Genomic DNA, 15,260 nt, shown 5'->3' on the forward strand with positions numbered 1-15,260 from the left:
TTGAACTCGCGAGTCGTGGCTCATATTTATGAGTCACAGCATCTCCATGACATACTGTAAAATCTTCCCAAATTCATTTAACCCTCAGGCCAAGCATTCCGATGTGAGTCTCTGATCCCCACTATTTTTCAATGCGCTGTTCCGGCGAAGCTGTCGGGATCGCCGCTATGCGTTTCAACCATTAAGAATCATTTAGCGCCCCGAAAAATCACGGGCGCGATTCTCTATTGAGGTCGCCATGAACATTCAAAATTTCGCCGAAGCTAAAACTAATCTATTGAGCGGTCTGACGGTCGCACTCGCGCTGGTTCCCGAAGCTATCGCCTTTGCGCTGGTGGCGCATGTGCATCCACTGGTCGGGTTGTATGCCGCCTTTATGGTAAGTCTCATTACTTCGCTGATCGGTGGTCGGCCCGGTATGATTTCCGGTGCGACGGGTGCCTTGGCGGTGGTGATGGTCGCATTGGTGGTACAGCACGGCGTGGAATATCTGTTCGCCACCGTCGTGCTGATGGGCATGCTGCAAATTTTGTTCGGGCTGGCCCGGTTCGGCAAATTCATCCGCATGGTGCCGCATCCGGTGATGCTGGGTTTCGTGAACGGCCTCGCCATCGTGATCTTTCTGGCACAACTGAACCATTTTAAAGTAACTGCCGCCGATGGCACGACGCGCTGGATGCAGGGTGCGCCGCTATTCACGATGCTGGGATTGATCGTGCTGACCATGACGATCATCTACCTGTTACCCAAGTTCACCAAAATCATTCCATCCACCCTGGCAGCGATTGCGACCGTCTCGGCGCTGGTGATCTTTGCCGGCATCGAGACCAAAACCGTGGGGGATCTGGCATCCATCAAGGGCAGCCTACCTCAATTCCATCTGCCGGATGTGCCCTTGAATCTGGAAACATTGAAGATCATTTTCCCCTATAGCCTGATCCTCGCCGGAATCGGCCTGATTGAATCCCTGCTGACGCTTAACCTGATCGACGATATGACACAAACGCGCGGTAAACCGAATCGCGCCAGCATCGGACAGGGGGTCGCTAACGTGGTGACCGGCTTCTTCGGCGGCATGGGCGGTTGCGCCATGATCGGACAAAGCATGATCAACGTGACCAACGGCGCAGTAAAAAACCTCTCCGGTATCGCCGCTGCATTATTCTTACTGAGCTTCATCCTGTTTGCCTCCAGCTGGATCGAGATGATTCCGCTGGCGGCGCTGATCGGTTTGATGTTCGTGGTGTCGGAAAAAACGTTCGAGTGGGGCAGCTTCCGTCTGTTTGGCAAAGTGCCCCACGCTGATTTGCTGGTGATTATCACGGTAGCGGTGGTAACGGTCATCACCGATCTTGCCATCGCCGTCATTGCCGGCGTCATCATCTCGGCACTGGTGTTTGCGTGGCAGCATGCCAAGAACATCGAGGTACGCGTGAGCACCGATGAGCATGATTGGAAACTGTATGAGCTGCATGGTTCGCTGTTTTTCGCCTCGACGCAGAATTTCCTTGCACTGTTCACGCCCAAAGATGACCCAACTGATGTGGTGATCGACTTCAAGAACGCACGCGTCAAAGATCACTCCGCGCTGGAAGCGATCGATATGCTCGCGGAACGCTATACCCAACTGGGCAAGAAGCTGCACCTGCGCCACCTAAGCCCGGACTGTCTGGAACTGCTCGATAAGGCGAAGGGCATGATAGAAGTGAACGTGCTGGAAGACCCTCTGTATCATCCGGCGGATAATCGCCTGGGCTGATAGTTTGCCTGGCTTGACTCATAGTGCAGCAGATAATTTTTCAGGATTCACGCTCATGGAACGCAGCGCTGAACTAAAATCGACTCCGGCACCTTTGATTTTGTTGTTTCCTGCACTATGCCTAGCAATATGCAGCATATTTACATCAGGTGCCGTATAATTAGGCATCTGATTTAATTGATTTAATTTTTTGACACCCCAGTGGGGGCTTAAGAATACGACCGTTAATTCGCAGGTCGTAGATTCGAAGCCTGCCCGGGGAGCCAGACATAGCAAGTAATCAGGCCATCCTTTGAGATGGCCTTTTGTTTTTTAGCGCAAATCCCTGAGCGCTGGCGACAAAGCATTCAAGAACGCCCGGGGCGCAAGACAGGATCGCGTCGCGGTTGTTTTATCAGAACCAGAGTCCAACGGGCGACCCCTTCAGCGAAGAAGGAGCCCCGTGGATTTCAACTCATATTAAGGAGCAATACCCGTGACCAATGCACAACGCAAAGCACTCAAACGCATGGCTGAAATGAACGCATCAGGTAACATCAGCCAACCTCTCCCAACGCACAGCAGCGCGTTTCAGCCGCATGAGGCAGGCGCATATTACCTGGCGACGGTGGCGACGGTCGGCAAGGTCGTCAATCTATTTGCCATGGACATCGAGCCGCCCGTTTACACCTACACCATCACCACCATTGATTTTGAACAGGACCCCGATACCGGCAAATGGTTCTGGTTTGATGGCCGTGAAAAACTATCCCCGCGCAAAAATCAGGATGGTTGGCGTCTTGGCAGCAAGACGTTATATGACACCCGCGAAAGCGCAGAGGCTGAGCTTCAGCGCATGATGGACAAAAACGGTGACCGGATAACCCGGGTACATGACCTGCCAGACTGCATGACTAAGCTGAAAAAGATCCGTAGTTCCCACCATCCAGACCGCAACAACCCCGATTCCGACCATGATCTGTATCAGGCGGTTATCGAGAAAATTGACAGGATGCGTGCGGTAAGCGCGTAAAGCCTGACCGAACAACCCACCCTTGCCCGGTGGGTTTTTTAATGGCTAAACATCGCACCGCGCAACGTTCATTAAATTGATTTAGGTATGGTGTCTGATGGCACATTGCCGAAGACTGTTCCACACAATGTAATGGACAGTCAATAGAAGTGACGGGCATTAAGGGCTGCTTCGGCCATAGCAGAAGCTCAAAAATCGTTCGGAATTAGAAAACGGCGACTAGGCCTTCAAAGCACAGTCGCCGATTTCAATTTATGTCACGGACAGTACCACAGCCATTCAAGACTTTATTGTCACGAAACAATCACGCATAACCTACCAGCCGGATTCGCGCTCCGGAGTTGCGGTGATTTTATGGATGCTCAAGTCGGCGCCGTTAAATTCTTCTTCGGCGTCGAGACGAATCCCGACAAACCTCTTTAGTGCTCCGTAGACCAGATAGCCGCCAGCAAAAGCGATGCCAACGCCCATCAGCGTGCCGATTAACTGGGACATGAAGCTGACGCCCCCAATGCCGCCGAACGCTTTCAGGCCGAAAATGCCTGCGGCGATACCGCCCCATGCACCGCACAAACCGTGCAATGGCCAGACACCCAGCACATCGTCAATTTTCCAGCGGTTTTGCGTCAGGGTAAACATCACCACAAACAAGCCGCCCGCCACTGCCCCCACCACCAATGCACCAAGAGGGTGCATCAAGTCGGAACCGGCACACACGGCAACGAGACCCGCTAACGGGCCGTTATGCACGAAGCCCGGATCGTTCTTACCGGCCCATAATGCAGCTAACGTACCGCCGACCATCGCCATCAGTGAATTAACCGCAACCAGACCGCTGATATTGTTGATCGTTTGCGCCGACATCACGTTAAAACCGAACCAGCCCACCGTGAGTATCCAGGCACCCAGCGCGAGAAAAGGAATACTCGAGGGTGGATGTGCGGAGATGCGCCCTTCCTTGTTGTAGCGACCGCGACGCGCGCCAAGCAGCAGCACGGCAGCAAGGCCGATCCACCCGCCCACAGCATGCACCACCACAGAACCTGCGAAATCGTGAAACTCAGCGCCAAAGGTCGCATGCAACCAGTCCTGAATGCCGAAGCGGTGATTCCAGGCGATGCCTTCAAAAAACGGATACACGAAGCCCACCAGCATAAAAGTGGCCGCCATCTGCGGGTTAAATTTAGCCCGTTCTGCAATTCCGCCCGACACGATCGCCGGAATGGCCGCTGCGAACGTCAGCAGAAAGAAGAATTTAACCAGTTCATAGCCACTTTTTTGAACCAGCTGTTCGGCACCGGTAAAGAAATGTGCACCATAAGCGATCAGGTAACCGATGAAAAAATAGGCTAAGGTGGATACGGAAAAATCCGTCAGTATCTTGACCAGCGCATTAACCTGATTCTTCTTGCGCACCGTGCCCAATTCAAGAAAAGCGAATCCGGCATGCATCGCAAGCACCATGATCGCCCCGAGTAAAATAAAAAGGACATCGTTACTGGTTTGTAAATTTTCCATATCGGCTCACTGAACAATCGAATATCTTAAATTAAAAGCAAAATACGTACCAGATCACCAGCACGTTGTTTTTATTATCTAAAAATAAATTCGTGGCAATTCAATCGCGAAGATCGCACCAAGCCGGTGCAAAATTTACATTGATCGTAAAAATCCGCACCCAATTGGTGCGCAAAATCAGCAATGCCAGTTAGCCAAATGCTTTTCCAGCCAGAATATACCGATGATGGTCTTGCTGTCGTTGATTTTACCAACTCGAATCCACTCCAACGCGTCCGTAAGCGACAACTCAAACACCTCAAGGAATTCGCCCTCGTCCAGCGTTTGCACCTGCTGGGTGAGCCCCCGCGCCAGATAGTATTCGATACGCTCATCCGCATAGCCGATACAAGGCCACGTGGTCGCCAGATGCTGCCATTCACGCGCAACGTACCCTGTTTCTTCGAGCAACTCGCGCTGCCCGGTAATCAGCGTATCTTCACCGTGGTCAATTTTACCTGCGGGGATCTCAAAAAATTCGCGACGGGGGCCGTAGCGGTACTGGCGCTCCATGATCAGATTGCCGTTATCATTCAGCGCCAATACGGCAACGGCGCCCGGATGCGTGATGTATTCGCGCACACTATCGCTGCCGTCAGGCAGACGGACACGATCCTTTTTAACGTGCAACAGACACCCTTCGTAGACGACACTAGATTCGATACAGCTTTCCTGTAAATCCATTTCATACTCCAGAAATAACAACTCCCGCTCGAGGCGGGAGTATGGGTCAGACTAAGGTCAACTTAATGCAGCAGCAGCGATTGTTGAACCGAGACCGCACAGATCGACATCAAGGAACCTGGCATCAATCCCAGGAACAGCACTCCGAGACCGTTCATGCTGATCAACAAGCCGGTATCGGAACCGACGTTGATAGGCACATGGCTTTCGGGTGCATCGAAGTACATCAGTTTGATGACGCGCAGATAATAGAATGCACCGATCAGCGAGAACATCACGGCTACGATTGCAAGCCAGGTATGGCCGGTCTGAATAATGGAATTCAGCACGGAGAATTTGGCATAGAAACCGACCGTAGGAGGAATACCTGCCATGGACAGCATCAGCAACATCATCATAAAGGCCAGCCAAGGGCTGCGCTGATTGAGCCCCTTGAAGTCAGCCAGCGTATCCGCTTCGAATCCGGCGCGGGACAGCAGCATAATCATACCGAAGGCGCCCAGCGACATCATCATGTAAATCACGGTATAGAACATCGCAGCGCCGTAACCTTCGATCCCGCCGCTGATCAGACCGAGCAGCATGAAACCCATGTGCGTGATGGTGGAATAGGCAAACATGCGTTTGAGGTTGGTTTGGGCAATCGCGGACAAATTACCGATCGCCATCGAGGCAATCGCTAAGATGATCAGCATGCTGGACCAGTCGTGTTCAAGCGATTGCAGCCCTTCGACCAGAATCCGGGTAGCGAACGCGAATGCAGCCAGTTTCGGTACCGAGCCGATCAGCATGGTCATCGCGGTCGGTGCGCCGTGGTAGACATCCGGCACCCACATATGGAAAGGCACCACGCCGAGCTTGAACGCCAGTCCCGAGAGAATAAATACCAGACCAAAGGCCAACAAGGATTTGTTCTGCACGCCATTGGCAATCGCATTTGAAATGGCGCCCAGTTCGAGCGTACCGGTTGCACCGTACAGCATCGACATACCGTACAGCAGCAAACCGGAAGCCAATGCACCCAGCACGAAATATTTCATCGCAGCTTCGGTCGCAATCGCAGAATCGCGTTGCAGCGCCACCATCGCATACAGGCTCAGCGAGAGCAGTTCCAGACCGAGATACAGGGTCAGGAAGTGGTTCGCGGAAATCATCACATTCATGCCGAGCAACGCGAACAGCGCCAACACCATGAATTCACCGGTGAACAGACCGCGCAGCATCAGATACTGACGCGAATACACCAGCACCATCGACATACCCAGATAACTCAGCATCTTGAGCACATCGGACATTAGGTCGTCGACGTACATACCATTGAAAGCATACACAACGCTATTCTCGTGCGTGCCAACCGTGATGATCGAGCAGCCCAGCAACGTCAACTGAACCAGAAGGTATGTGAAAATTTTGCTGCTTTTTGTCAGCATCAAATCCGCTATCAAGATGAAGCAGACCATCGCCAGCAAGAAAATTTCCGCAGCGGCGGGGATCAGATTTGCCATCAAATTCATATTAACCTCTTAAATCAGTCGTTAGTTACTAGTCGTGAGACGTTAGTACAGTAATTGACAATTATGCATTATCAATCATCAATTGCCATCAAATGGGCAGCTTGGAGTGCGCGACGTGCAACAGCAGGTCATTCACCGACGCATGCAGGATTTCAGAGACCGGCAGCGGATAGATACCCATCGCCAGTACGAAAAATGCCAGTATCGTCATGATCAAAATTTCACGTGCATTGATGTCAGTCAACTCTTCCACATGATGGTTAGTCACCGCACCGAAAATCACGCGCTTGTACATCCACAACGTATAAGCCGCACCGAAAATCAGTGTTGAGGCTGCGGCAAAAGCGTACCAGAAGTTAACCTTAATCGTCCCCATGATCACCATGAACTCGCCGACAAACGCACTGGTGCCGGGCAAGCCGCTGTTCGCCATTGCAAACAGCATGAAGAAGGCCGCAAATACGGGCATCTTGTTGACGACACCACCGTAATCGGCAATCTGACGGGAGTGCACGCGGTCATACAGCACGCCGATACACAGGAACAAGGCACCGGCGACAAAACCGTGCGAGAGCATCTGCAGCAATGCGCCTTCCATGCCGTAGGCGTTGAAGATGAACAACCCCAGCGTCACAAAGCCCATGTGTGAGATCGATGAATAGGCAACCAGCTTTTTCATGTCTGACTGCATCAGCGCGACCAGACCGATGTACACGATGGCAATCAAAGACAGTGCGATCATCACGCCTGCCAGTTTATGGCTAGCATCCGGCGTAATCGGCATTGAGAAGCGCAGGAAACCGTACGCCCCCACTTTCAACATGATCGCTGCCAGCACTACAGAACCACCGGTTGGCGCTTCAACGTGCGCATCCGGTAACCAGGTGTGCACAGGAAACATCGGCACCTTCACCGCAAAGGCGAAGAAGAACGCAATGAAGATCAGGATCTGCGCTGTCATCGGGATGGCCAGATGATGGAAGTCTAAAATCGCGAAGCTGCCACCGGACAGGTTGTACAGATAGATCAGCGCAACCAGCATCAGTAGGGAGCCCAACAAGGTGTACAGGAAAAACTTCATCGTCGCGTAGATACGGTTAGGACCACCCCAGATACCGATGATGATGAACATCGGGATCAGCATCGCTTCCCAGAACACGTAGAACAGGATTGAATCGAGCGCGGCAAACACGCCGTTGACGATACCGGACATGACCAGGAAAGCTGCCATGTACATCGCAACGCGCTTTTCAATGACTTTCCAGCCCGCCAGCACCACGATCACGGTAAAGAAACTGTTGAGCAGGATGAACAGCATCGAGATGCCATCTACCCCGAGGTGATAATGGATATTGAAGCGCGTGATCCAGTCGTGTAATTCGACGAACTGCATGTTACTGGTCGAAATATCGAATCCGGTATACAGCGGGATGGTGACAAGACAACCCAACACGCTGCCGACCAGAGCCAGAAGACGCGCCAGCGGCGCATTTTTATCGTCGCCGGTTGCCAGAACCAGAATACCAAACAAAATAGGCAACCAGATCGTAACGCTAATAACAGGTAATCCAAAAATCATGCTGTGTTTCCTTTAAACATGAAGCAGAAAGTTGTGAGCGTGCAGTCGTAAAGCTGCACACCCACTACGATTAAAACCAGTTTCGTATCGTCAACAAGATAAACACACCGACGATCATGGTAAACGCGTAATGATAAATGTAGCCCGATTGCAACTTGCGCACCACACCGGACACCTTACCTACCAGCCCTGCCGTGCCGTTTACCATCAAGCCGTCGATCAGGAACTTATCAGCGAATTTACCCAGGAACGAACTCAGGCCGCGCGCGCCACCGGCGTAAAACCAGTCATTGAAGCGATCGAAATAATACTTGTTGTCGAGCAAAGTATAGATCCACTGAAAGCGCTTCTGAATCGCGGCAGGAATATCCGGACGCTTCAGATAGAAGTAAGCAGAACTTGCCACACCTGCAATGGCCAGCCACAGCGGCAGACTGGTCAGTGAATGCAGCGCCATCGCAAATGCGCCGTGGAACTCTTCATGCAATTCATGCATCACTTCATGGTTCTCGCCGATATAGATGGCATCCTTGAAGTAACCGCCAAACAACATCGGTTCAATCGCGATGTAACCGATGATCACAGACGGGATCGCCAGCAACACCAGCGGCAACCAGACTACCCACGGTGTTTCATGCGGTTTTTGGCCCGGTGCCAACCCGTGATGATGGTCATGAGAGACTTCTTCATCATCGTGATCGCCGTCGTGGGCGTCATGATGTGCATCAGCATTCTTAGCAGCATTGACAGGCTCGTGATGATGCGCCTTGCCGAAACGCTCTTCGCCGTGGAATACCAGGAAGTACATGCGGAACGAATAGAACGCCGTCACAAACACGCCGGCTACCACCGCAAAGTACGCAAAGCCTGAACCTGCCAGATGCGACATGCCAACCGCTTCGATGATGCTGTCCTTGGAATAGAATCCGGAGAAGAACGGTGTTCCAATCAGCGCTAACGATCCGATCAAGGACGTGATCCAGGTGATCGGCATGTATTTGCGCACGCCGCCCATATTGCGGATGTCCTGATCATGGTGCATACCGATAATCACGCTACCGGCACCTAAGAACAACAGCGCCTTGAAGAACGCATGGGTCATCAGATGGAAGATTGCCACTGGATATGCCGATGCGCCTAACGCGACCGTCATATAACCCAGTTGGGACAGGGTCGAATACGCAATCACACGCTTGATGTCGTTCTGGATAATCCCCAAGAATCCCATAAACAGCGCGGTAATCGCACCGATAATCATCACAAAGGACAAGGCGGTATCAGACAGTTCAAACATCGGTGACATACGTGCCACCATAAAGATACCGGCCGTCACCATCGTCGCCGCATGGATCAGCGCAGAAATCGGTGTCGGGCCTTCCATTGAATCGGGCAGCCAGACGTGCAGCGGGAACTGTGCTGATTTACCCATCGCGCCGACAAACAGCAAAATACAGATCGCGGTGAGCAGATTGACTGACATGCCTGCGATAGGCGCCATGTCATCCGCATGGGCTGCCACATTAGCAAAGACGGCGGCGTAATCGAGCGTACCGAATACCATCAATACCAGACCGATACCGAGCAGGAAACCAAAGTCACCGACACGGTTAACCAAAAAGGCTTTCAAGTTGGCATAGATTGCGGTTGGACGCGTATACCAGAAACCGATCAGCAGGTAAGACACCAGACCCACCGCTTCCCAACCGAAGAACAGTTGCATGAAGTTATTTGACATCACCAGCATCAGCATCGAGAAGGTGAACAGCGAAATGTAGCTGAAGAAACGCTGATAACCGGCATCTTCCGACATATAGCCGATGGTGTAGATATGCACCATTAGCGACACGGAGGTCACCACCAGCATCATGGTCACGGTCAGACGGTCAATTAAAAATCCCACATGAAAACTGGTGTCGCCTGATGTCAGCCACGTGTAGACGGGGCCGTTGAAGGTGTGACCTGCCATCACATCCTGAAAGATCTGAATGGCAGAGAACAAGGACACGCCGACCATCGCGATGGTGATGCGGTGCGTCATGTTGCGCCCGAGCAACTTGCCGAACAGACCCGCTGCCAGTGCACCAAATAAAGGTGCCAGCGGCACTAACAGATAATAGGTTTGGATATCCATCACATCAGCCTTTCAAACTGCCAAGATCATCGACGTTAATCGTACGCAAATTACGGAACAGCACGACCAGAATCGCAAGTCCGATCGCAGCTTCAGCAGCCGCTACGGTCAGAATAAAAAATACAAACACCTGACCTGCCGTGTCGTTCAAATAATGCGAAAACGCAACGAAGTTGGTGTTCACAGCCAGCAGCATCAGTTCGATCGACATCAGCAGAATGATGACATTTTTCCGGTTAAGGAAAATGCCTACCACGCTGATGGCAAACAGCACCGCGCTAAACACCAGATAATGTGAGAGGGTTACCATATTTTAATTTTCGCTCCCTAGATTGTCTTGGTAAGTGGTAAGTAGTGAGTGGTGAGTGGGTTTCCCACTTGCCACTGTCCACCGCCCACTCCCTGATTTGTACTTACCATTTACTACTTACTATTTACGGCTGTCTTGGTTCCGACTTCATGCTCACGATGCGCAAGCGATCCGCCTTCTTGACCTTGACCTGATCTGCTACGTTTTGCGACTTAACTCCGGCACGGCGACGCAAGGTCAGCGCAATTGCGGCAACCATCGCCACCAGCAGGATAACCGCAGCTATTTCAAACGGATACACATACTGGGTGTAGATCAAGCGACCCAATTCTTTGGTGTTGCTGTAATCGGCCGCGTGTACGATCGCTTTGGATACATCCGCTGTCTGACGCGAGCCTAACACCCAGACCATCTCAAACACCATCAAACCGGCGAGCAGTGCGCCAAAAGGGAACCAGCGCCAGAATCCTTCACGCAGCTTCACCAGATTGATATCCAGCATCATCACCACGAACAGGAACAGCACCATGACCGCACCGACGTAAACCAGAATCAGCGTGATCGCCAAAAACTCGGCTTCGAGCAGCATCCAGATTCCGGCCGCACTACAGAATGCCAGCACCAGAAACAACGCTGCATGCACCGGATTACGGGCTACCACCACACCAACGCCGGCCAGAACCGTAATCGTCGCAAACAGATAAAAAACCACATCAAAAAAACTCATGAATTCACCCCTATTAAGCTGTCAGTGGTAAGTGGAAAGTGGCAAGTGGAAAATCCAACTCAGCACTCACAACTCCCGACTCTCTACTCACTACTTACCTGTACTTACTGTCTGCTGCACGGTCACGGGCGATTTGCGCTTCGTGCTTATCCCCTACCGCCAGCAGCATCGGCTTGGTGTAATACAAGTCGCCGCGCTTTTCACCGTGATACTCAAAAACCCGCGTCTCCACAATCGCATCGACCGGGCAGGATTCTTCGCAAAAACCGCAGAAGATGCACTTGGTCAGATCGATGTCATATTGCGTCGTGCGGCGTGTGCCATCTTCGCGTTCGGCCACGGCAATCTTGATCGCCATCGCAGGACACACCGCTTCACACAGCTTACAACCGATACAGCGCTCTTCGCCATTTTCATAGCGACGCTGGGCATGCAATCCGCGAAAGCGGAAGCTCTGCGGCGTCTTCTCGTCTGGAAACTGCACGGTGATCTTGCGGGCGAACATATAACGTCCGGTCAGCGCCATCCCCTTCAGCAGTTCGATCAGCAGAAACGTCTTAAAGAAATCTTTGATTTTTTCCATTTTATTTCCTCGTGCGAGCGCGTTTACGCCCTACCACAGCCAATAGGAGGTTTGCATCCACGCACCCACTACCACGACCCAAATCAACGATACCGGAATAAACACCTTCCAGCCCAGACGCATTAACTGATCGTAACGGTAGCGCGGGAAAGTTGCACGGAACCACAGGAACAGGAACAGCACAAAGGCGACCTTACCCAGCATCCATACGATGCTATCCGGCAGGAAGGGAACCGGCGACAGCCAGCCGCCCAGGAACATGATCGAGGTCAAAAATGCGACCAAAATCATGTTGGCATATTCGCCCAGGAAGAACAGTGCAAACGCCATCCCTGAATACTCAACGTGGAAACCGGCTACGATTTCAGATTCGCCCTCGGCGACGTCAAACGGCGCACGGTTGGTTTCCGCCACACCGGATATCAGATAGACCACGAACATCGGAAACAGCGGAATGATGTACCAGTTAAGCATGCCGTAGTTGCCGTGCTGCCCTTTGACGATATCGCCCAGATTCAGACTCTGTGCCGCCATCAGCACAGTGACCAGTGCAAATCCCATCGCGATTTCGTAGGACACGATCTGTGCCGCCGAACGCAGGCAGCCAAGAAAGGCGTACTTGGAATTCGATGCCCAGCCCGCGATGATCACGCCGTACACGCCCAAGGAGGTCATCGCCAGAATATACAACAGCCCCGCATTGGCGTTCGACAACACCAGTTCGGCATTGAACGGTACCACCGCCCAAGCAGCGAGGGCCGGCATCAACACCATAATTGGCGCAATCACGAAGAGGAACTTGTTCGAGCCGGAAGGCACGATAATTTCCTTCATAAACAGCTTTAAACCGTCTGCCAATGGCTGCAACAGACCGAAATAGCCGACGCGATTAGGGCCGATACGAATCTGCATCCAGCCGATCACCTTGCGCTCTGCCAGTGTCAGATAAGCCACCGCACCCATCAGGGGGGCTACGATCAGCATAATCTTGACGACCGTCCAGATCGGCAACCAGGCTGGTCCTAACAGGTTTTGTACGGGTAGTAGCCAGTCCATCATGCACGCTCCACGATTATCGTTCCAAACATTGCACCAAGGCTCGCTGTCGCCGGATGACCTGCGGCAACCCGAACCGTACCTAGCGCGAGCCCGTCATTTGCTGCGGCAGTCAGCAGTACGCTTACACCGCCCTGCGTGACTCTCACCGCATCACCTGAATTCAAACCCAGCTTTTGCAGTTCACTGCTGTGCAACATCGCAACCGGGGTCGCGGCATCGTGTGTCTTCTGCAAGGCAGTCGCACGGCGAACTAGCGCGTCGGCCGCATAAATCGGCACATCAGTTACGCGTTGCAGACCTGCAGGCGTTACCGCCACATTGCGCATCGCAAGCCCTTCGATGTGATTGTTCAAGTTGCCAACAACGCCCGCTTCGTCGCGTACCGCTTCGCTAGTATCAAACTCAAAACCCGGTACATCCAGCAAATTGCCCAGTACGCGCAACACCTTCCATGCCGGACGCGCATCACCCAACGGTTTTACCGCGCCCTTGAAACTCTGTGCACGACCTTCGGTATTGATGAAGGTACCGGAGGTTTCGGTGAACGGTGCAATCGGCAACATCACATCCGCGTAATCCATGCCGGCGTGTTTGAAGGCCGACAGGCAAACCACCATATCGGCAGAGTTCATCGCACTCATCGCCGTTTGCGCATTGGCCATGTCCAGCTCAGGTTCTACGTTAAGCAGAAGATAGGCTTTGCGTGGCTTTGCGAGCATCTCAGCGGCATTCATGCCCTGCACCGAACCGCCAAAAGGCACGGTCCCTGCCAGATAACCGCCAACACTGTTCGCGGCGGCACCCAGATAGCCGAATTTTGCGCCGGCTAAGGCTGCGATTTGTTCAGCGAGCAGCGCGATTTGTGCGGCCTCCGGATGTTGCTGAGCAAAGTTGCCCAGCAACACGGCAGCTTGTTTGCCTGATGCGAGACTGGCGGCGATTGCGGCGGCCTCAGCCCCAACCGTCACGTCTGCTACTTCAGCCGGAACAGCGACTTGTTTTTCAATTGACAGCGCTTTCAACACTTGTGCAATCAACCCTGGCAAATCAGCTGGTGCAACGATCGCCTTATTGGCCACTGACATCAGCAAATCGTCATCGCTAGCATGCACAACATTGGCCTGCGCGCCTTGCTTGACAGCCTGACGGATGCGTTGCGCCAACAGAGGATGATCCTTGCGCAGAAAACTACCAACAATCAGGAATCGGTCGCGGGTATTGAGCTCAGCAACCGGCATGCCTAACCACGGTGCACCCGCTTGTTTACCATCGGCGCTGAAATCTGACTGACGCAAACGGAAATCAACGTTGCCGCTGCCGATTCCTCTCATCAGTTTTTGCAGCAGATACAATTCTTCGAGCGTCGAATTGGGTGTCGCGAGCGCCGCGATCTGTTCACTGCCCGCGCTGCGGCGCAATTGATTCACGCCGTTTGCAACGTATTCGAGTGCAGCAGCCCATTCCACTTCGATCCACTGACCGCCTTGCTTGATCATCGGTCGAGTCAGGCGTTCGGCAGAATTCAGTCCTTCGTAGCTGAAACGGTCCTTATCGGAGATCCAGCACTCGTTGACTTCTTCATTTTCGGCGGCGACGACGCGCACAACCTTGTTGTCTTTAGTGTGCACGGCCAGATTAGCGCCGAGACTGTCGTGCGGGCTGACCGATTTGCGACGCGACAGCTCCCACGAACGTGCCGTGTAGCGGAACGGTTTGCTGGTCAGCGCACCGACCGGACACAAATCGATCATATTGCCTGACAGCTCGGAATCCACCGAACTGTTCACAAAGCTCATAATCTGGGCATGCTCTGAACGGTTCGCCATGCCAAGTTCCATCAAGCCGGCGATTTCCTGGCCAAAACGCACACAGCGCGTACATTGAATGCAGCGGCTCATTTCATTGGTTGAAATCAACTCACCGATTTGCTTCGGCTCAACGACGCGCTTTTCTTCCGTATAACGGGAAGCATTCCCGCCGTAGCCCATCGCGATATCCTGCAACTGACACTCGCCACCCTGATCGCAAATCGGGCAATCCAGAGGGTGATTGATCAGCAAAAATTCCATCACGCCCTTTTGCGCCTTAACGGCCATTTCGGAATGCGTGTGCACCTTCATGCCGTCGGCAGCCGGCGTCGCGCAGGCCGGCAACGGCTTGGGCGCCTTCTCGACTTCGACCAGACACATCCGGCAATTCGCCGAAATGGACAGTTTCTTGTGGTAGCAAAAATGCGGGATGTAGACGCCAGCCTTGTGAGCCGCGTCCATCACCGTCGAACCGCGTTGGGTTTCGACTAACTTGCCATCAATTTCAATGTTGATCATTGCGCACCTAACCCGTCA

The 15,260-nt window shown here is 52.8% G+C and carries 12 protein-coding genes; 2 read left to right on the forward strand and 10 right to left on the reverse strand.

Features of this window, described 5'->3' with window-relative positions:
* The first annotated feature begins 238 nt into the window (after positions 1-238).
* Positions 239-1,759, forward strand: a complete 1,521-nt coding sequence (locus GALF_RS10570; protein ID WP_013294056.1) for a SulP family inorganic anion transporter — start codon at positions 239-241, stop codon at positions 1,757-1,759.
* A 475-nt stretch (positions 1,760-2,234) separates the two neighbouring features.
* Complete coding sequence (locus GALF_RS10575; RefSeq protein WP_013294057.1) at positions 2,235-2,771, forward strand: hypothetical protein; 537 nt, start codon at positions 2,235-2,237, stop codon at positions 2,769-2,771.
* A gap of 315 nt (positions 2,772-3,086) precedes the next feature.
* Here the strand turns inward: GALF_RS10575 and GALF_RS10580 are convergent, their stop codons facing one another.
* The 10 genes from GALF_RS10580 to nuoG all read right to left on the reverse strand — a co-directional run bounded on the left by GALF_RS10580 (position 3,087) and on the right by nuoG (position 15,242).
* Positions 3,087-4,289, reverse strand: a complete 1,203-nt coding sequence (locus GALF_RS10580; protein ID WP_013294058.1) for an ammonium transporter — start codon at positions 4,287-4,289, stop codon at positions 3,087-3,089.
* Positions 4,290-4,466: 177 nt separating this feature from the next.
* The gene (locus tag GALF_RS10585; protein ID WP_013294059.1) at positions 4,467-5,012 is read right to left on the reverse strand and encodes an NUDIX domain-containing protein; all 546 of its coding nucleotides are present in this window, start codon (positions 5,010-5,012) and stop codon (positions 4,467-4,469) included.
* Between the two features lie 62 nt (positions 5,013-5,074).
* The gene (gene nuoN / locus GALF_RS10590) at positions 5,075-6,526 is read right to left on the reverse strand and encodes an NADH-quinone oxidoreductase subunit NuoN (RefSeq protein ID WP_013294060.1); all 1,452 of its coding nucleotides are present in this window, start codon (positions 6,524-6,526) and stop codon (positions 5,075-5,077) included.
* Between the two features lie 88 nt (positions 6,527-6,614).
* A complete protein-coding gene (locus tag GALF_RS10595; protein WP_013294061.1) occupies positions 6,615-8,105 on the reverse strand; it encodes an NADH-quinone oxidoreductase subunit M in 1,491 nt (496 codons plus the stop codon).
* A gap of 70 nt (positions 8,106-8,175) precedes the next feature.
* Positions 8,176-10,236 carry an NADH-quinone oxidoreductase subunit L gene (gene nuoL, locus GALF_RS10600; RefSeq protein WP_013294062.1) on the reverse strand — a complete coding sequence of 687 codons (2,061 nt, stop codon included), beginning with the start codon at positions 10,234-10,236 and terminating at the stop codon, positions 8,176-8,178.
* Between the two features lie 4 nt (positions 10,237-10,240).
* Positions 10,241-10,546 (reverse strand): NADH-quinone oxidoreductase subunit NuoK, encoded by a 306-nt coding sequence (gene nuoK, locus GALF_RS10605; protein ID WP_013294063.1) that lies wholly within the window; start codon positions 10,544-10,546, stop codon positions 10,241-10,243.
* Positions 10,547-10,670: 124 nt separating this feature from the next.
* Positions 10,671-11,273: an NADH-quinone oxidoreductase subunit J gene (locus tag GALF_RS10610; RefSeq protein WP_013294064.1), complete on the reverse strand. Its 603-nt coding sequence runs from the start codon at positions 11,271-11,273 to the stop codon at positions 10,671-10,673.
* A gap of 94 nt (positions 11,274-11,367) precedes the next feature.
* A complete protein-coding gene (gene nuoI / locus GALF_RS10615; RefSeq protein ID WP_013294065.1) occupies positions 11,368-11,856 on the reverse strand; it encodes an NADH-quinone oxidoreductase subunit NuoI in 489 nt (162 codons plus the stop codon).
* A gap of 30 nt (positions 11,857-11,886) precedes the next feature.
* Entirely contained in the window at positions 11,887-12,912 is a 1,026-nt protein-coding gene (nuoH, locus tag GALF_RS10620) for an NADH-quinone oxidoreductase subunit NuoH (protein ID WP_050752607.1), read from the reverse strand.
* Complete coding sequence (gene nuoG / locus GALF_RS10625; protein WP_013294067.1) at positions 12,912-15,242, reverse strand: NADH-quinone oxidoreductase subunit NuoG; 2,331 nt, start codon at positions 15,240-15,242, stop codon at positions 12,912-12,914. Before nuoG ends, nuoH begins: the two co-directional genes overlap by 1 nt.
* Between the last annotated feature and the right edge of the window lie 18 nt (positions 15,243-15,260).

Origin of the sequence: Gallionella capsiferriformans ES-2, assembly GCF_000145255.1 — a bacterium.
GTDB classification, from domain to species: domain Bacteria; phylum Pseudomonadota; class Gammaproteobacteria; order Burkholderiales; family Gallionellaceae; genus Gallionella; species Gallionella capsiferriformans.